The sequence below is a fragment of the Sneathiella chungangensis genome (assembly GCF_009882935.1).
In the GTDB taxonomy this organism is placed as follows: domain Bacteria; phylum Pseudomonadota; class Alphaproteobacteria; order Sneathiellales; family Sneathiellaceae; genus Sneathiella; species Sneathiella chungangensis.
Genome location: NZ_WTVA01000004.1, coordinates 156,523 through 174,608, shown reverse-complemented (window position 1 = coordinate 174,608; position 18,086 = coordinate 156,523). Strand labels below are relative to the sequence as shown.

The window sequence follows — 18,086 nt, the reverse complement described above, 5'->3', positions numbered from 1 at the left end:
AACTCCCAATTTTAGAGGCTTATGAGTGCTTCGATTTTTTCCCGTTCTGCCAACAGTTCATCTGTTTTTCCGGACCATCGGATATGTCCGTTATCAATCAGATACTGCCGTTTGGCGAGTTTCAGTGGCACTTTCAAATTTTGCTCGACAAGAAGAATTGCGACGCCTTCCGCGTTGATAAGTTCCATAGCTTTGATGAGATCCGCGACCACCAAAGGCGCAAGACCTTCTGTGGGTTCGTCCAATAGCAACAGCTTCGGATTTGTGAGCAGCCCACGACCGACGGCGAGCATTTGCTGTTCCCCACCAGACAATGTATCCCCGCGAGAATTCATCCGCTCCTTCAGCCTCGGAAATAGATTGTAAACGCGCTCTAGATTCCATGGCCCCTTGCGTCCCATCACTGTCGCAATACGCAAGTTCTCATCAACGCTCAATGTTGCAAAAATTCGCCGATCTTCTGGCACGAATGCGATGCCGGACCGTCCTAGCATCTCGGTGGTCGCATTGGTGACATCGCGGCCTTCGAATTTACGTGTACCAGATTTTATTGGGTTCAGGCCCATGATTGCCTTCAGCAAGGTGCTTTTACCGGCGCCGTTTCGACCGATCAGGGAAACTATCTCGCCATCTCCCACTATGATTGAAACATCATGCAATGCCTGAGCCTTACCGTAGAAGACATTGCAATTCTGCATTTCCAGAATGCTCATTCTTCCTCTCCCAGATATGCGGTTCGAACACGAGGATCACTCTTGATCGTCTCAGCCTCGCCTGACGCCAGTATTTCACCCGCCAGCATGACAATAATCTCATCGGAAATTTCCATTACGACGTCCATGTTATGCTCAATCAGCAAGACTGTGCGCCCTTGCGATACACGACGGATTAATTCGACGGCCTTTTCCGCGACATCATGCCCGACCCCGGCAAGTGGCTCATCCAGCAGTAGAACTTGCGGCTCGCTTAGCAAGGCAAGTCCGATTTCGAGCGCGCGCTGATCCCCATGGGAGAGGCTTCCGGCACTGATATGACCGAAACTCTCGAGTCCAATCTCCTGCAACACTCTTTCGGCATCATTCGCAATCTCTCTGAACTTCCCGACCGGACGCCAGAATGGTTGCAACCTGAAATGATGTGCCTGTGCCGCAAGACGCAGGTTTTCAAAGACCGTCATCTCCGAAAATATCTGGGTAATCTGGAAACTTCGACCAAGGCCTGCCCATGTCCGAGCATGAGGTGGCTGCTTCGTAATCTCCTGTTCATTGAGAAACACGCGCCCGTTGCTGAGTTGGGCGCGCCCCGACAACGCATTCATAAGCGTCGTCTTCCCTGCACCATTCGGCCCTATCAAACCGTACAACAGACCAGGTTTAAACTCATAGCTGACATTGGTTACGGCCTTGAATGCGCCATAGGACACCTCAATATCCTCACAACGCAATACGTGTTTTGCTTGTTCTGCACCGCTCATGACTTGCCCCCCGGCGTGATACGGTCCCAAAGCTGCGTTACCAATCCCGCAATCCCTTTCGGCATCCCAATCGTGCAAATAATGAAGACAAGGCCAAGTATGCCGTACCAGTGCGATGTCTGGGTCGACAGCCATTCACGCATAATCTCGAAAATGGCAACACCGAGAATAGGCCCGAATAACGTACCCATCCCCCCCAGCAGAACCATGATTACGATATCACCGGACGTGCTCCAGTGGAGCATCTGCGGACCGACGTAGAAAATCAGCGAAGCAAGCAAGCCGCCACTAATACCGGCATAAATTCCGGAAATCGTAAAGACTGATCGTTGAAGCCGCTGAACATTAAAGCCGATCTGCTCCGCTCTTACCTCATTGGATTTGATGGCTTTCAATGCTTGCCCCAGTGGCGATATCCGGATAAGGCCGGAAATCAGCAAGGCCAGGATAAACAAAGCTAACAAAAAGAAGTAATAATTTCCGTCATCATAGAAGTCGATCCCGAAAAGGTCTGGACGCGGCACTCCGGCGATACCATCAACACCCCCTGTCAACATCCGGAGCTTGGTTCCCGCCATAATATAAATCAATTGAGAAAGAGCCAGCGTAAGAAGTGCAAAGAACAACCCCGAAACCCGGATCGCAAAATAACTAAATAACAGCGCCACCGCTCCACCAACTACACCGGCGGCTCCGAGCGATGGAATGAAATCCCAGCCCATGCGCATTGTTAGAAGGGAGAGCGTATATGCGCCAACGCCAAAAAATGCCGCATGCCCAAAGGAGAGCATTCCCGCAACACCAAATACCAGATCAAACCCGATCGCGAATATCGACCAGATCAGAATGGCATTCACCAAGCTGACACTCTGTCCATCCGGGAACAACAAAGGCACAGAAATAATGATGGCAACAAGTAATGCCAATAAGCGCTGCGCGTTCATGCCGTCCGCCCCTTACGACTGAATAACCCTTCTGGTCGGAGAATAAGTGTACCGATCAAGAGGATAAATGTGAGAAAATCGACCCAGCTCGGAGCATAACTGTAACCGAGAGCACGCGTCATTCCGATCAACAAGGCTGCCATAACGGCTCCGCGAATATTGCCAAGCCCTCCAATTATCACAACGATGAAGCTATCGATGATAATGTTAAATCCCATCCCAAGCTCGATGGGAAATAACGGACCTGCGGCTGCGCCGCCAAGGGCCGCGAGGCCAGCGCCGAAGGAGAAAACCCCGGTACGAACCAAGGACACATTAATGCCAAGCGTTCGGACCATTTCAGGGTCGCCGCTGGCCGCGCGAATTATCATGCCGTATCGACTCCGATCGAGCATGAAAAATAAAGCTGCAGATACCGCGGCACCAAATCCTATAATAAACAGGCGGTAACTGGGCACCGAACTACCGAACATTTCTATTGCTCCGGACAGCAATTCCGGCGGATACATCTGCTTGTATTCCAGCCCCCACAAAATCCGGACCGCTTCGTCGATGACAAGAATGAAACCAAACGTCAGCAAAAGCTGATAAACATGATCACGGTTATAGACCGGACGAAGGGCAATTCGCTCCATCAGCGCACCAACAACCGCCGCAATAATCGGAGCCGCAATCAGTCCCGCCCAAAAAATTCCAGTGACGTTCACCACCTGAAATGCAAGGTATGCACCAAGCATATATAACGAGCCATGCGCAAAGTTAATTACCCGCAACATGCCGAAAATAAGCGTCAACCCCGCCGCCAGCAAAAACAGCAGCATGCCCATAGAAAGGCCTATCACAATGGTAGACATAACCGGATCACCTAACCTGCAATTAAATGAGGGCGATCGACACGATACGTGCGACCGCCCGGTCTTTTAAATCAGCCTATTCAGCGCACTCGGGAAAGAGTACATCCGGCTGGAAGACGTTCGTAATCTTCATCTTCAGATCAGGGTAAGGGGCCTCACCCTTTTCAACGACACCCCATAGACCAACCTGCAGTGCCTGGTGATCACAAGCACGCATTTCTTTTCGGCCTTCTACAGAATTTTCACGGACACTTCCTTCAAATGCCTTGATCCAATCTTCACGATTCCAGGAGTTAGTGCTGTCAACAACATCCAGAAACCAGCTCATGCCATCGAATGCTTCTCCGGCAAAGCTGTCCGGCCATTCGTTGTACTTCGCACGATATGCTTCTACAAACGCCTTATTGGCAGGATTATCAAAAGAATAGTGATACCGAACACCTGAGGCGGCACCTATTGAATCGGGCCCAACTGCCGCTGCCAGAACTTCATCCTGCAGGACGGGGCCAAACAAGGTCTTGGTCTTACCGAGGCCCGCCTGACCGGCCTGCTTCAGGAACGTAACGCCATCGCTGCCCGTAACAATAAGGACAACGCCATCGGCATCCGTCTTGGCGATTTTATCAATAATAACGGAGTAATCACGATTGCCTAGCGGGGCATAATCAACGCCGATGATTTCGACGCCAGCTTCCTTAGCTGCCGCGCTGTAGGCTTCCAAACCATCACGGGTGACGGCATAATCAGCGCCAACCGCGTAGATTTTCTTCAGACCCGCCGCCTTGGTGTATTCCATCGCCATGCGGATTTCCATGCCAAGCGTGTTAGATGTCCGGAAAGTATAGCGATATCCGTTGGCGCGCGTGATTTTATCATCTGCGGAGATTGTAACCAGAAGCGGAATTTTACGTTGCTCCGTAATACCTTGCAAGGCCGCCGTAGAAGCAGAGCTTGCGGCCCCAAAAATCATCTGGGCGCCGGAGGAAATCAGGCGCGTCGCTTTCTGTACCGCAGGCTGAGGCTTCGTTTCACTATCTTCCCAAGTCACTTCGACCGGCTTGCCGAGCACTGTGCCGCCGCGCATTTCAATTGCCAGCTGGGCGCCCTGCTTCATACCCTTTCCAATAATTCCGTATGGTCCGGAAAATGGCAGCACTGCACCGATCTTGAAGGCATCCGGATCATCCGCATATACAGGAGATGCCCCGGCAACGCTAATGAGCGCAGCACATGCCACACCCATCATGGTGGATTTAACTATATTCATTATGTCTCCCTTTAATTAGTGGTTTTTACCGGCTTTTTGCCGAACCGATTTGATACTTTTTTTAATTTCAGTGTGCGCAAGACACCCGCCGCACACTTTCCCCAAAGCCGGTGAAATTGTATAACAGGATAACTGTTTAAGTCAATTTATATGTTATATACAAACAGAAAATGTCGCATGGTATATTCTAGTAAATTTTTCATCGCCCAAAATGAAACTTGGATCACTCATAACAGACGGTATTTTTCGGAAAATCGCCACCTATCTACACCCGTTTATGTCGACTGAAACTGTTTCAACTGGTTCGACGAAGTTGCTCAAATTCCCGGCATACCCATACGTAGCCAACACCCCTTTCGAAATTATAATATAACAAATATATTGATATAATAAGGCTAACTGTCTATTAAATATCCCTCGAAAATGATGGTTACTGCTGGCAAACAATTTATTTAAGCGCCACAAAAATGAGGCTGTTACGCCCAAAAAAAAAGTAAGAATCAGTGATCAAAACGACAGGAAAAAGACGGCTACGAACGCAATTATCTACTGCAAATTCGACATGAATATCGAGGTTCAAATATGCAAGTTATTAAAAATTTTCTCTAAAATATCATCCGCCATTGTTGCAGATGTAAATTCGAGAAGACACTAGGATAAGGGAGGAGTTGGTCATGGAAGAATATGGAGTTGCATTGGTTACCGGGGCCGGTTCGGGGATTGGACAAACAACGGCCATGCTCTTGGCCGAAAAAGGCGCAAGGGTAGTCGTCACTGATATTTCTGAGGCGGGAATCTCAGATACAGTGCGTAAAATTGAAGAAATGGGCGGCAAAGCGTTGGGTCAAAGACTTGATGTCTCCAATCCGGACGAAATAGAAGCCGCATTTTCGGCTGCCGAGCAGTGGGATAAATGTGTCGATGTGTTGGTAAATAATGCCGGCATTGTCAATATTCAGACCTTTCTCGACTACACCCCACAGGACTGGCATCAGGTCATGCAAGTCAACCTCACCGGCAGCTTCCTTTGCGCTCAACGTGCCGCGCGCGATATGGCAAAACAGTCTTACGGAAGAATTATCAACATGTCGTCAGTCAGCGGTCTTCGGGCCGGGGTCGGTCGGACAGCTTATGGTACATCGAAAGCGGCGATTATTGGACTGACCCGGCAAATAGCGCTGGAAATGGCTCCCTATGGGATAACTGCAAATGCCATTGCTCCGGGCCCCATCATGACTCCGTTGATAGAAGCTAACTATACTGAAGAAACTATTTCCCGCCTTTTGCCAATGATCCCAGTAGGGCGTTTCGGAAAATGCTCAGATATTGGTGATGCTGTTTGCTATCTGGCAAACCCCGGAACCGGTTATGTAAACGGAGCAATATTAACCGTTGATGGAGGATATTATTCATCTGGAATGACACAAACAGGAAAACTGGATATGACGGCTAGTGGGGATAAATGAATTCGGCTTGCAAGTGGAATAAGAACATTAAAATAGATAGATTCTCCTTCGTTTATCGGGAGTCAATTTGGGTTAAGTGCACTAAGCAATATTATGGATAAACCTTCATCTTCGGAGTGCCGTCTCTATTTTTCGTCTTCCTCCACCACAAGAAAATTGCGGAAATGTTCAACCGTTCTTTATAAAAGGGGTTTCATGTTAAGGTGTAATTATATGAGACCACAATACAATCAGTTATAAGAATACCATCGGCGTGCCACAAACCTTTTCGCCAAATTTTACAAGGAGTAATCACCAAGATGACGCAAGACATAGACAGCCTCTGCCCGGAAGAACATGCACGCTGGCTTTTTGCAGTTATGTTTATAGGGTATAACAGCATACTCGAAGCGGGTGATAATTATCTGGAATCCATCGGCCTGCGTCGACCGCATTTTAGAGTACTCTATGTAATCCAGCGCAAACCGGGCGCAACGGTGAAGGAAATTCTTACCTTTTTGGACGTTACTCAACAGTCATTCAGCCCGACGATCAAGACCTTAATTGCTGACGGATATATCACGCAGAAAGAAAACCTAAAAGATCGTCGCAGCCGTCATCTATATTTGACAAAGAAAGGATTGTCGGCCTGGAACGGTGTTATTGAATGTCAACGGGCCCACCTAAAAAAAGCCTACGAGAGCGTAGGCTTCGAGAATGCAAACGGATATGCACGCACGGTTTATGCAATGATAAACGAAAAAGGTCGGCGTCAACTCGACGTAGTATGGAAAGACGAGACTTATTTCCTTGAGGACATAGTAGATTAAACATCAAAAAATTTGTCCAGCTCCTCAGCCCGTATTTCCACATCTAAATAAACGGCATGGGCTGGCTTGGCCAACCGCCAAGATCCTTAATTCCAAACAACGGCTCCTCAAACTTCATCGCGTATTCCCGTCGATCCCAGTTATATCGTGAGGCCGCCGCCAACAATCAGTGTTTGGCCGCTTACATAATTGGATTCAGGAGAGCATAAAAGATAAACGCCATCTGCGGCTTCTTCCGGTGTGCCGGCGCGGCCTATCGGGATCATCATCTGCATGCCCGCAACCAGCTTTTTTGGAATACCAATGCCCACTTCATTGCCCTCGACAACAATGGTTTTTTTCTCGTCCGAGGCCTCCGTCAGGCGCGTTTCGATAAAGCCGAAGGCAATACAATTGACATTAACCTTCAGATGCCCCCATTCCTTGGCCATGGTTTTGGTCATCCCGAGAACACCGGATTTCGCCGATGAATAGTTGATCTGGCCCGCGTTGCCGCCCATTCCGGCGATAGAGGAAATATTGACGATCTTACGGAAAACTTCGCGGCCTTCCGCCGCTTCCTTCTCTGCCTCGGCCCGGATAAAGCCAGAGGCTGCGCGAATAATCCGGAACGGCGCCTTCAGGTGAACGTCAATCATTGCATCGAACTGCTCATCGCCCATCTTATGCACCAAGGCGTCCCAGGTGTAACCCGCATTGTTGACGATGATATCCACCCCGCCGAACGCATCAATCCCGGTATTGATAAACCTGTCGGCAAAATCGGCATCTGTCACGCTGCCAATAGCTGCTATTGCATTTCCATCAAGGGCTTCAATTGCCGCCACCGCTTCACCGGCCGGTTCTCGATCCAAATCATTAACCACAACTTTCGCGCCTTCGCGCGCCAGCTTGAGCGCAACGGCACGGCCTATCCCCCGGCCTGAACCGGTCACATAGGCAACTTTTCCTTCTAGTTTTTTCATTTTTCTAACTCTGTTTTCGTTGTATTAAGGAAGAGCAACGACGGCGCGCCCTGCAAGCTTGATACTTCTGTCCTGTTTGACGTCCTGCACGGCAAAGTGACTTCGGGTTTTGCCATTTTCATCAAAATGTTTCAGTATTTTTACCAGAACAGCTAATCCTGTCCTTCCCATGCATAATCGCAGTAAAAAGACCCCCAATGTTCCGCAATGCGGTCTGCGACATCCAGCTTGTCAGCATCTGCGCCAAATTCGTGTCATGGGAGTACACGCCTTCCATCGCCGCTTCCCGGACGACATCAATATCGATACGGATTGGTCTCGCCAGTGGCGTTTGCAAAAAACCGGAGCCAGCCTATTTCAATATCGGTCAAGTGGACACCTAAATCAAATCCGATATCACTGCGGTCAATCATTGGAGCAACTCATTGATAATAAATCAGGAGCGTCTCGCGAAAGCAAAACGCCCCTGTGGGAGGACGAACTCAGGCAGCTTGATAGAGTGTGACAACACAAGCACCACCGAGCCCAAGATTAGGTGTTGTCAGAGGAATACGGCTTGAGCAGTTATTGTAGTGGAATTACGGTCAGCGCATGAAAAATCCATTCCGTTATTACAAAACATCACCTGCAATTATCCGTCTAGCCGTCATGATGTATGTTCGATATCCGCTTTCATTGCGACAAGTCGAAGATCTCCTGAATGAGCGGGGTATTGACGTGAGCTATGAAACAGTCCGAGCATGGTGGAATCGTTTCGGGCCAGTGTTTGCGGCAGAAATCAGAAAAGCCCGCTCTGTTTCCTTCCATAACTCACCTCAGTGGAGATGGCATCTGGATGAAGTTTTCGTCCGGATCAACGGCGAAGTCCATTATCTCTGGAGAGCCGTCGATCATGAAGGTGAAGTATTGGAGGCCTTTGTCACCAAAAGACGGGATCGCAAGGCTGCCATGAAGTTCTTGAAGAAAACCATGAAGAAGTATGGCAGTCCGAAAGTGATCGTAACGGATAAGCTTCGCTCCTATCAAGCCGCAATGAAAGATATCGGCAACGCGGATCGCCAGGAAACCGGTCGGTGGGCTAACAATCGCGCTGAGAATTCACATCAGCCCTTCCGACGACGAGAACAGGCAATGATCAAATTTAGGAAAGGAAAGACGCTACAAAAATTTGCCTCAGTCCAATCGTCAATTCATAATCATTTTAATTTAGAACGCCATCTCACAAGCCGACAACAATTCAAACTTAATCGAGAAGCTACTCTTGCAGACTGGCGTCAGCTCGCTGCCTGAAAAGTTACGATACGCTTCAATTTGGCGCCGGGTTATTTTAATCTGACAGTGCCGTTGTCCGGGCTCACAGCCCGTTAATGTGATAGGACATCGATCCATGGATTCCATCAGGGCCCGCAGCAGGATGCTGCACACAGAGGCCGGATAGATGACTGCAAACCCACCCTGCCTCAGATCAAAAAAACTCTTGCATTTCAGGAGGCGTCCATAGATGACAACGCCTATTTTTATAAGTTTCCCATCAGTCGCATTTGAGACAATAACAGAAAATGGTTGTTCAACTTCCTCTAAAAGCATGGCCCCCACTTACCAACCTGGGCTGACAATGCCCCATCTGGATAAAAGTTCTTCGGTTTCCCAAAAGGCGGTTCCTGCGATATGTGCAATTTTCCCCGGTGTTCGGCTAAACCTTGGTGCCGGGGCAGGTTGCGGTACTCCATCATGTTCAACCACAGTTCCCCGTGCTTGAATATGCGGATGTGAGCCCATTTCATGCAAAGAGAGAACAGGTGTGGCGCAGCAGTCATGCTGTTCTAGGATTGCCGCCCATTCGTCCCGTGTCTTTGTCGCGAAAGCCCTCTCAAAGGAAGCTCCGATTTCGTTCCAACGGGATTCGTCGAACTGATCGGGCAGCTCTCCAGTATCTAGACCAAGTTGGGTTATCAGTGACTTGTAAAATTTCGTTTCAATTGCACCGACTGATATATATTTACCGTCTGCTGTTTCATAAACGCGGTACCAAGGACATGAGCCATCAATCATATTCGACTCCCGCTCATTCTTCCATTTTCCCGATGCGAGCATACCAAAAAAAGGTGCCATAAGGGCCACAGTGCCATCGACGATGGCCGCATCCACGACTTGCCCTAACCCGGATTTTTGAGTTTCGATATAGGCCGATAGCAGCCCCAGCACCAGAAACATTGTTCCTCCCCCGCTATCGCCGACCAGATTCAATGGCGGCGGCGGCACGCGATCTGCAGGACCAATAGGATTGAGCGCACCTCCCAAACCAATGTAGTTTATGTCATGCCCAACGCGGTCCGCCATTGGCCCAGTCTGCCCCCAGCCTGTCATGCGGCCATACACAAGTTTCGGGTTTTCTTTGAAAACATCTTCCGGCCCAAGCCCCAATCTCTCCATCACACCGGGGCGAAATCCTTCTATCAAGAGATCTGCTTTCGTACATAGCTCCAACAGATATTCGCGGCCCTTCTTCGATTTGAGGTCCAGTATCATAGCCTTCCGGCCCCGCAGAGTTACATCTTTATCTCTTTTAATCGTCACCGCCGGCTCCCTTTCAAAGGGGGCTTCAATTCTCAGTATCTCTGCGCCAAGATCCGCGAGCAGCATCGCCGCCAAGGGAGCCGGCCCAATGCCTGCTAACTCAATTCCTCGAATGCCGTCTAGTGGGCCGCTCATGTTTTGCTCCCTGTAAAGTTCGTTGATACATGCCATACATTTAATCATTAGAGAAACTGTTAATCAACAAAATTAAAAATTGAACCATTTTTTAATTTTGTTGATTGGTTTGAGTGAATGCCCTATTGTTCTGCGAATAAGGCCTGTTTATGCAAGGTGATTATTACAATTCCACAGGAGGCATTCGCGTCATGCAAAGGACAATTTTCTCAGAAGAACACCAACTCTTCCGCGCATCGGCGCGCCGCTTTTTCGAAGACGAAGTCGCCCCACATCGGGAAAAATTTGAAACCCAGGGGTATGTTGACAGAAGCATTTGGGAACGTGCTGGTGAACTGGGCTTCCTTTGCACAGTAGCCCCGCCTGAACTTGGTGGCGCAGGATGCGACAGAAAGTTTTCAGCGGTAATTCTGGAAGAGGCCGCGTACGCAGGCCAGACCGGACCAGCATTCTGGCTTCATTCAGATATGGCCACTCCTTACATACTTCACTATGGAACCGGTGCCCAAAAGACGAACTGGATTCCGCAATTGGCCAGCGGGAAGAAGATCATGGCGATCGCCATGAGCGAACCCGGTGGCGGGTCGAACCTGGCGGCCATACGGACCCGTGCGGATCAGGATGGAGATGACTATATTATCAACGGCTCCAAGATCTTCATTTCAAATGGATATTTAGCGGATCTTGTTCTGGTCGTCGCGAAAACGGATTTAAATGCCGGAGCAAAAGGAATTTCGTTGTTTCTTGTAGAATCCGATACACCGGGCTTCAATAAAGGTAAGTTATTGAAAAAGTTAGGCATGAAGGCGCAGGATACCGCGGAACTGTTCTTCGAAGACATGCGGGTGCCGAAGGAAAGCCTCCTCGGAGAAGTGGGTAAAGGGTTTGCTTACCTAATGACAGAACTCGCATGGGAAAGAATATTAATTGCTATTCAGGCAATTGCCGTCATTGAGAAAGCAATAGCCGATACATACCAGTATGCCAGCGAACGAGATGTGTTCGGTATGCCTCTTTCGCAGTACCAGAATACTCAATTTAAACTGGCTGACTATGCGATGGCCGCAAAAGCTGCCCGGGTTTTTGTCGATGATTGCATCCAGCGCTCCGTTGACGGTACCTTAGACGCCGTGACCGCTGCTATGGCGAAAGCTTGGGTTACGGAACTTGAAGGAAAGGTCCTTGATGGCTGTGTACAATTGCATGGGGGATACGGTTTTATCTGGGACTACCCGATTACGAGAGCATTTGCCGATGCGCGCTCACAGCGTATAGTCGGTGGAACCAATGAAATTATGCGCCAAATTATCGCCAAATCCATGCCGAAGGTTATTGAAGATTATGGGCTCTGAGAAAGTTATTTTATTTTTATGGGGGTTAGAGCAGTGAAACCGGCACGCAAGCGTCGTTCTTGGGAACAAAGGGCTCGGGAAAACCGAGAGTCCCTTATTAACGCTGCGGCAAAGACAGTTGGTGAGAAAGGATACGAGGGTGCGACAATTGCTGAAGTTACAAGCAGAGCCGGCCTTTCCCTCGGCCTTTTTTATCAATATTTTGAAAGTCGTGGAGATCTGTTTAATCAACTCCTTCCCGCCGTCGGGTCCCGCCTTATTGCAACATTGGGGCAAGAATCGTCCAGCGTAAAAGATGCGGTTGAGGGGGAGAAGCGAGCTATCCGTGCTTATTTCGATTATCTAGATTCTGATAAATCGATTATGAGGGTGTTCAAGGAAGCAGAAGTATATGCCCCAGATGCTTATAATGAGTATCTTGCAAATATTCTGCGGCGCTATAGCAAAGTCCTCCGCCGGCAAAAAGAACAGGGCGAGTTCCAGAAATTCAGCGAAAAGGAACTTGAAGTGGTTGCAACTATGCTAACCATGGCAAGGGTCGAATTTTATGAGCGCTTTGCCGAAAGCGACGAAAGTTCAGAGTGGATATGCGATATCTTCGTGAAGATTGTGGAGGCGTTGGCGAAAGCTAAATAGCAAATAGCGCAGATTTTTAAATGCATAAATAGAGAATTCAAGAGATGAAAACGCTCACACTGAGTACCCATTATCCGAGAACCATTTTGCATTGTATCCAGGATCAGAAAGGCCTCTGTGCCGAGTTCTTGTCGGATGCTCAAATTTCTCCATCAGTTATTAATGACAGCAGAGCCCGCGTACCCATTGAGAGCCACGTCAAGTTGTATCAAAAAATCGCCCCCTACATTAATGACGAATCCTTTGGGTATCTTGAGCATCCTTTGCGCTTTGGGACATTTGCAATTGCCTGTGAATATGCAGGCACTGCAGAAACAATCGGGCGGGCATTAGAAAAAATCAGCAGATTTTACAGCGTTGTCACCGATGATTTAAAACTCGATTTACAAATTGTCGGGAAAGAGGCTCATTTCTCGATAAAACTTCGAAAGCCGGAACTTGACAAGGTATTTTTTCTGGTTGAGACGTTTCTCTGTATCGGTTTCAGGCTTTCCTCCTGGCTTGCCGGTCGCGCTATCCCGCTAAAATTTTGTCAATTTTCTTATGAACCTGTTGAAAATAAAAACGAGTATATATTCCTGTTTCCCTGTGAACACCGCTTCGCGGGAACGGGCCCGAATATTTTAGCGTTCGATGCAGATTTTCTGAATTTTCCAGTCCTCAAGACGGCATCCGATATACGGTCTTATATAAGTCGTGCCCCAGCGGATTTGCTAAATAAACTGGTCGGCAGTGACAGTTTCACCAATCGTGTTTACGCCGTTTTAAGTAAAAAGGACTGCGATGACGCGCAAGATGCGAAAACGGTTGCGAGTGAACTTGCCATGACGGAACAAACTTTACGCCGAAAATTGCGTTCGGAAGGGAGTTCCGTGCAGAAAATAAAAGATAGCCTGCGTCTGGATTCTGCAGTTTTTCACCTCACAGAAGACAAGTACACAATTGCTGAAATCTCGGAAAAACTAAACTTCTCCACCCCAAGCGCCTTCAGTCGTGCCTTCAAGAATTGGACCGGCGTCCCTCCGGAGGAATACCGAAACCGGTAACAGGCATTCGCCCTCGGCTTTGTGTTTAGATTGTCCGCTGTTGCACAACGGTTTGTATTCTTTGGCTATTCTCCAACTTTCAAGCGTCGATATTCTTTTTGTCGATTTGAGTGTGCGACTAACTCGCATGGTTTTTGTCTGCAAGAGGAAATGGGAAATGCTGGAAGTCTTTGGAAACAAAGTTGTTGTGGTAACCGGAGCCGGTCGCGGTATCGGACGGGGCATCGCTTGCCGGCTTGCAACACTGGGCGCGCAATTGGCTATTCTGGATCTGGATGAGTCTGGAATGCGAGAAACCGTCAAGTTAATTGAAGCAGAAGGTGTGACTGCAATTGCCTATAAATGTGACATTACGAATGAAGACGAAGTTGTCACTACCTTTCGAAATATCGTCACGGACTTTGGACGAGTAGATGGACTGGTGAACAACGCCGGGACCATTCGCGATGGACTAATGGTGAAGGCTAAAGGCGGAAAGGTCGTCTCAAAGCTTAGTCTGGATGACTTCGAATTTGTCCTCGGAGTATGTTTGCGAGGCGCGTTCCTCTGCGCACGCGAAGGCGTATCAAGCATGATTGAAAGTGGTTGCGAGGCCGGGGTTATTATCAATATCTCCTCCGGCGCATTCCGCGGCAATTTCGGACAGACGAATTATTCCGCGGCGAAAGCCGGGCTCGTTGCCATGAGCAGGGTCTGGGCAAAGGAATATGGCCGCTTCAATATACGATCCATGATTATCGCACCAGGCGCGGTCGAGACGGACCTGTTGCGTTCAATGTCTGCTGACAGCCTGACCGCGCTTGCCGCAACCATACCTCTTCGCCGGATCGGGCAAATAGAAAACATCGCTCAGGCTGTCGTTCAAATTTTCGAAAATGACTATCTGACCGGGTCTATTCTAGAAGTCAATGGTGGGATGACAGTTTGAATATCCGCCCGCATTAAACCCTTGTCGAACGAAAGCTCACATGGACAGTAGAATGTCGGGATCGGGTATTCTTGGCGCGGGCCACTCATTGGATACTAGACCTCCCGGGAAACAGATGAACTGACCTGCAGAACAAGGTCGTTGTGGCTTGGGTTGAAATATCAAGAGATTATGCAGGGGCCTGTTTGTGTCCTCGCCGTGAATATGTAGGAGGAAAAGTTGAGCCGACAGAAAATAATCCCAGTCCCAACCCCGGAAACACAGCATTTCTGGGATGGGACACGGATGGGCGAGTTGAGATTACAAAAATGCGTATCCTGCTACAGCGTTTATTTCCCGCCGCGGCCGTTTTGCCCAGCATGTAGCTCCAAAGAAATCGAAATAATTACATCAAGCGGTAAGGGAAAAATCCATACTTTCATTATCTCTAACTTTCGCTCGCCGGGCTTCGATACGCCCTATTCGATCGCTGTGGTAGAGCTGGAGGAAGGTCCACGAATGCTCACCAATATCGTCGGTTGCGAACAGAGTTCAGACGTCATCAAGATGGAGATGGATGTAGAGGCGGTCTTCGAACCAGCAAGCGATGAAATTAATCTGGTAAAATTCAAGCTGACGGAGGTCGTATAAATGCCAAAGAACAAAGTGGCGATCGTCGGCGCGGCAGAGACCAGCGAAATCGGCGTCGTTGAAACCATGAGTCAGGTGCAGTTGCATTGCAATGCGGCCTTGAGAGCGATGAATGATGCCGGACTAACCGCAAAGGATATAGATGGGATAGCCTCTGCCGAAGAGGTCCCCTGGACGATTGCTGCAGCTCTCGGGATTACCCCGACTTGGGTCGACGGGACGGATGTCGGAGGGTGCGCTTACATTCACCACCTTCGTCACGCCGTTGCCGCAATAGAAGCGGGACATGCAAAAACCATATTGATTACGCATGGCGAAAGTGGAAGGTCGAAAATCGGCACGACCGGCATGGATATGAAATACACTGACAATCATCGGCAGTTCGAATTGCCGTATGGTGCAACAATGCCCCCTACCATGTTCACCCTGCCTGTACGCCGGTATATGTATGAGACCGGGTTGACGAAAGAACACTTAGCATGGGTTCACGTTCGCCAACGTGAATGGGCCGCAAAAAACCCACGGGCAATGCTGCGTGACCCGGTTACCATTGAGGATGTACTCAACTCGACAATGATTGCAGATCCCATAACCAAACTGATGTGTTGTCTTGTTACGGATGCAGGCGGCGCGATTATCCTTACCTCTGCCGAGCGTGCCAAGGATATGCCACAAAAACCGGTATATTTCATGGGCGGTGGCGAGACCGCATTGTTGAATAATGTTAGTCAGATGCCTGACTTCACCTTCGCCGAAGTATTCAGTGTTTCGTCGAAAAAGGCGTTTCAGGAGGCCGGAATCACACTTGATGATATTGATCATCTCATGATTTACGACGCTTTCTCTCATCTTCCCATCTATGGGTTGGAAGCTCTCGGTTTTGTAGGCCGGGGGGAGGCTGGTGACTTCATCGCCGAGGGGAATACAGCGCCTGGCGGTAGGTTACCCCTCAACACAAATGGCGGAGGTCTGTGTTATACGCACCCGGGCCGTTATGGCATGTTTATATTGCAGGAATGCATTCGACAGTTGAGAGGGACCGCACCCGCACAAGTCGACAATGTAGAGATATCGGTGGCACAAGGTGTCGGCGGTATGTTCTTCGCTGCGGCAACTGCCGTGCTGACAAATGTTGCTTAAGTAACAACCGGGTAAAAACCGGCACAGCAGCTAGTGATTAATCCAAAACGAAACAGGAGATTTCTTATTGGACAGGAGCAAAATCGGATACCACCTGCCGACCCTGAAATATAGGGTCGAACTGGGTCAATTGCGTTTCTTTTCAAAAACGGTGGGCGAAACAAACCCCATCTATTTTGATGAAGAAGCGGCACAGTCGGCAGGATACCGTTCAATAATTGCGCCGCCAACATTCGCATTCAGCTGCGTGCGCGGAGCCGCTGACCAACTGCCTTTGGTAACCGCACTCGATCTGTCCGACGATGAAATCGGGCGGTCGCTGCATGGGGAACAACGCTTCCAGTTTGGTGAGCCCATCTGTGCGGGCGACTGCATTTCCATTAATGAGAAAATCATCGACATTTACGAAAAGAAGAAGAAAACGGGAACGTTGCAATTCGCTGTTTCGGAATCTCAGTTAAGAAATCAACTCAATGAGTTCGTTGCCGGAATGACGATGGTCCTCATAATAAAAAATTGAGAGGTGTGATTTGTCTTTTGCAGAAAGTGTGATCATCGGCAGCGACCTGCCGGAACTCAGATTGCCTCCGATCACCCGGGCAAATTTGGCACTGTTTGCCGGTGCATCTCATGATCATACGCCGATACATATAGATATTGATTATGTCCGACAGATGGGTCGAGACGATGTCTTCGCTCACGGCATGTATGTTATGGCGAATATGGCGCGCTTGCTGACGGACTGGCGCCCCCAACGAAATTTGCTGCATCTGGAAGGAAGATTTCTTGACATCGTCAATGTAGGCAATGCCTTGCGGTATACCGGGAAGATTATCGGAATTCGGGAGGTTCTGGAAGAGCGGCATGCAGACATATCCATTCTTGTCGTTGCGCAAGATGGCCGCACTGTGATGTCTGGAAAGTCAGTGGTAAAGCTGTAATAAGCGCAAGTGCAAAGGAAATAAGGTTGTGGACAAGTTGATAGTTGAAGTAAGGCAGCATATAGCGACCCTTACATTGAACGCGCCGATAACAAAGAATGCGCTTTCAGATCCTGATGTTTGTTTGCCGCTTATCCAGAAATTTGACCAGTTCAGCCAGAATTTGAATGTTCATTGCATCATTTTGACCGGAACGGGGGATGTTTTCTGCTCAGGTGGGAATATCAAGGATATACGCGACAAAAAGTCGATTTTCGCTGGGGATTCCCTTGAGGTAATGGATCAGTATCGATCTAGCGTTCAACGGCTTGCAAAAGCGATCTGGAATTGCAAGCTACCGGTAATCGCCGCCGTAAACGGGCCTGCTTATGGGGCGGGCTGCGATCTGGCGATGATGGCAGATATAAGAATTGCAGCCCCGACAGCTTCCTTCGCCGAAAATTTTCTTGAGCTAGGACTGATTTCTGGAGATGGCGGGTCCTGGTTGTTACCAAAGCAAATAGGATTGTCCCGCGCCGCCGAAATGACCTTTACTGCCGACCCTGTAGATGCAGCAACCGCTCTTAAATGGGGCCTTGTCTCATCTGTCGTGCCGGGAAAGGAACTCTTGGCTAGTGCAAATTCATTGGCTGCGCGCATCGCTAGACATCCACCGCAACAATTACGGGCTTCGAAGCGACTGATGCGGGAAAGCCTCCAGTCTGGCCTGGATAATATTCTCGACATGGCAGCTATATATCAAGGTGTCTTTCATCAAACCCGCGAACATAAAGAGTCAGTAAATGCATTGATTGAACGCCGTGCCCCTATCTTCAACAGGCAGACGGGGGACGCTAAACGATTCTGAATCTCTATGTGAGCAGGACGATGACGACTACACGGTCATCATGTGCTTTAGCCACTAATTAGAAAAAAACAGGAA

19 protein-coding genes are annotated in these 18,086 nt (G+C 49.0%); 12 read left to right on the top strand and 7 right to left on the bottom strand.

Annotation, left to right across the window (positions count from 1 at the left end):
- Window positions 1–11: 11 nt before the first annotated feature.
- The 5 genes from GQF03_RS10115 to GQF03_RS10095 all read right to left on the bottom strand — a co-directional run bounded on the left by GQF03_RS10115 (window position 12) and on the right by GQF03_RS10095 (window position 4,539).
- Window positions 12–713, bottom strand: a complete 702-nt coding sequence (locus GQF03_RS10115) for an ABC transporter ATP-binding protein (RefSeq protein WP_162858462.1) — start codon at window positions 711–713, stop codon at window positions 12–14.
- Window positions 710–1,474 (bottom strand): ABC transporter ATP-binding protein, encoded by a 765-nt coding sequence (locus GQF03_RS10110; RefSeq protein ID WP_161339157.1) that lies wholly within the window; start codon window positions 1,472–1,474, stop codon window positions 710–712. Before GQF03_RS10110 ends, GQF03_RS10115 begins: the two co-directional genes overlap by 4 nt.
- Entirely contained in the window at window positions 1,471–2,418 is a 948-nt protein-coding gene (locus GQF03_RS10105; protein ID WP_161339156.1) for a branched-chain amino acid ABC transporter permease, read from the bottom strand. Before GQF03_RS10105 ends, GQF03_RS10110 begins: the two co-directional genes overlap by 4 nt.
- Window positions 2,415–3,272 carry a branched-chain amino acid ABC transporter permease gene (locus GQF03_RS10100; protein ID WP_161339155.1) on the bottom strand — a complete coding sequence of 286 codons (858 nt, stop codon included), beginning with the start codon at window positions 3,270–3,272 and terminating at the stop codon, window positions 2,415–2,417. The genes GQF03_RS10105 and GQF03_RS10100 overlap by 4 nt, the downstream gene beginning before the upstream one ends.
- Before the next feature lie 76 nt (window positions 3,273–3,348).
- Window positions 3,349–4,539: an ABC transporter substrate-binding protein gene (locus tag GQF03_RS10095; protein ID WP_161339154.1), complete on the bottom strand. Its 1,191-nt coding sequence runs from the start codon at window positions 4,537–4,539 to the stop codon at window positions 3,349–3,351.
- A 674-nt stretch (window positions 4,540–5,213) separates the two neighbouring features.
- On the opposite strand from GQF03_RS10095, the gene GQF03_RS10090 reads away from it, so the two are divergent.
- Together GQF03_RS10090 and GQF03_RS10085 are read left to right on the top strand one after the other, a co-directional pair.
- Window positions 5,214–6,005, top strand: coding sequence for an SDR family NAD(P)-dependent oxidoreductase (locus GQF03_RS10090; RefSeq protein ID WP_161339153.1), 792 nt, complete (start codon window positions 5,214–5,216; stop codon window positions 6,003–6,005).
- A 299-nt stretch (window positions 6,006–6,304) separates the two neighbouring features.
- Window positions 6,305–6,814: a MarR family winged helix-turn-helix transcriptional regulator gene (locus tag GQF03_RS10085; protein ID WP_161339152.1), complete on the top strand. Its 510-nt coding sequence runs from the start codon at window positions 6,305–6,307 to the stop codon at window positions 6,812–6,814.
- Between the two features lie 140 nt (window positions 6,815–6,954).
- Here GQF03_RS10085 and GQF03_RS10080 read toward each other — a convergent pair whose 3' ends face one another.
- A complete protein-coding gene (locus GQF03_RS10080; protein ID WP_161339151.1) occupies window positions 6,955–7,779 on the bottom strand; it encodes an SDR family NAD(P)-dependent oxidoreductase in 825 nt (274 codons plus the stop codon).
- Window positions 7,780–8,370: 591 nt separating this feature from the next.
- Here GQF03_RS10080 and GQF03_RS10075 point away from each other — a divergent pair.
- Window positions 8,371–9,069, top strand: a complete 699-nt coding sequence (locus GQF03_RS10075) for an IS6 family transposase (protein ID WP_161339150.1) — start codon at window positions 8,371–8,373, stop codon at window positions 9,067–9,069.
- A 306-nt stretch (window positions 9,070–9,375) separates the two neighbouring features.
- Here GQF03_RS10075 and GQF03_RS10070 read toward each other — a convergent pair whose 3' ends face one another.
- Window positions 9,376–10,491: a CaiB/BaiF CoA transferase family protein gene (locus GQF03_RS10070; protein WP_161339149.1), complete on the bottom strand. Its 1,116-nt coding sequence runs from the start codon at window positions 10,489–10,491 to the stop codon at window positions 9,376–9,378.
- Between the two features lie 191 nt (window positions 10,492–10,682).
- Between GQF03_RS10070 and GQF03_RS10065 the strand changes: the two genes are divergently transcribed.
- From GQF03_RS10065 to GQF03_RS10025, 9 genes are all read left to right on the top strand, one after another.
- On the top strand, window positions 10,683–11,843 hold the full coding sequence (locus tag GQF03_RS10065) for an acyl-CoA dehydrogenase family protein (protein WP_206376164.1): 1,161 nt from the start codon (window positions 10,683–10,685) through the stop codon (window positions 11,841–11,843).
- Window positions 11,844–11,876: 33 nt separating this feature from the next.
- A complete protein-coding gene (locus GQF03_RS10060; RefSeq protein ID WP_161339147.1) occupies window positions 11,877–12,479 on the top strand; it encodes a TetR family transcriptional regulator in 603 nt (200 codons plus the stop codon).
- Between the two features lie 44 nt (window positions 12,480–12,523).
- Window positions 12,524–13,525 (top strand): AraC family transcriptional regulator, encoded by a 1,002-nt coding sequence (locus GQF03_RS10055; protein WP_161339146.1) that lies wholly within the window; start codon window positions 12,524–12,526, stop codon window positions 13,523–13,525.
- A 157-nt stretch (window positions 13,526–13,682) separates the two neighbouring features.
- The gene (locus GQF03_RS10050) at window positions 13,683–14,453 is read left to right on the top strand and encodes an SDR family oxidoreductase (protein ID WP_162858461.1); all 771 of its coding nucleotides are present in this window, start codon (window positions 13,683–13,685) and stop codon (window positions 14,451–14,453) included.
- A 219-nt stretch (window positions 14,454–14,672) separates the two neighbouring features.
- Entirely contained in the window at window positions 14,673–15,083 is a 411-nt protein-coding gene (locus GQF03_RS10045; RefSeq protein ID WP_206376165.1) for a Zn-ribbon domain-containing OB-fold protein, read from the top strand.
- The gene (locus GQF03_RS10040) at window positions 15,084–16,223 is read left to right on the top strand and encodes a thiolase C-terminal domain-containing protein (protein ID WP_161339145.1); all 1,140 of its coding nucleotides are present in this window, start codon (window positions 15,084–15,086) and stop codon (window positions 16,221–16,223) included.
- Window positions 16,224–16,290: 67 nt separating this feature from the next.
- Window positions 16,291–16,743, top strand: coding sequence for a MaoC family dehydratase N-terminal domain-containing protein (locus GQF03_RS10035; protein ID WP_162858460.1), 453 nt, complete (start codon window positions 16,291–16,293; stop codon window positions 16,741–16,743).
- 10 nt (window positions 16,744–16,753) lie between these two features.
- Window positions 16,754–17,164, top strand: coding sequence for a MaoC/PaaZ C-terminal domain-containing protein (locus GQF03_RS10030; protein ID WP_161339143.1), 411 nt, complete (start codon window positions 16,754–16,756; stop codon window positions 17,162–17,164).
- 28 nt (window positions 17,165–17,192) lie between these two features.
- Window positions 17,193–18,011 (top strand): enoyl-CoA hydratase-related protein, encoded by an 819-nt coding sequence (locus GQF03_RS10025; RefSeq protein ID WP_161339141.1) that lies wholly within the window; start codon window positions 17,193–17,195, stop codon window positions 18,009–18,011.
- Window positions 18,012–18,086 lie beyond the last annotated feature (75 nt).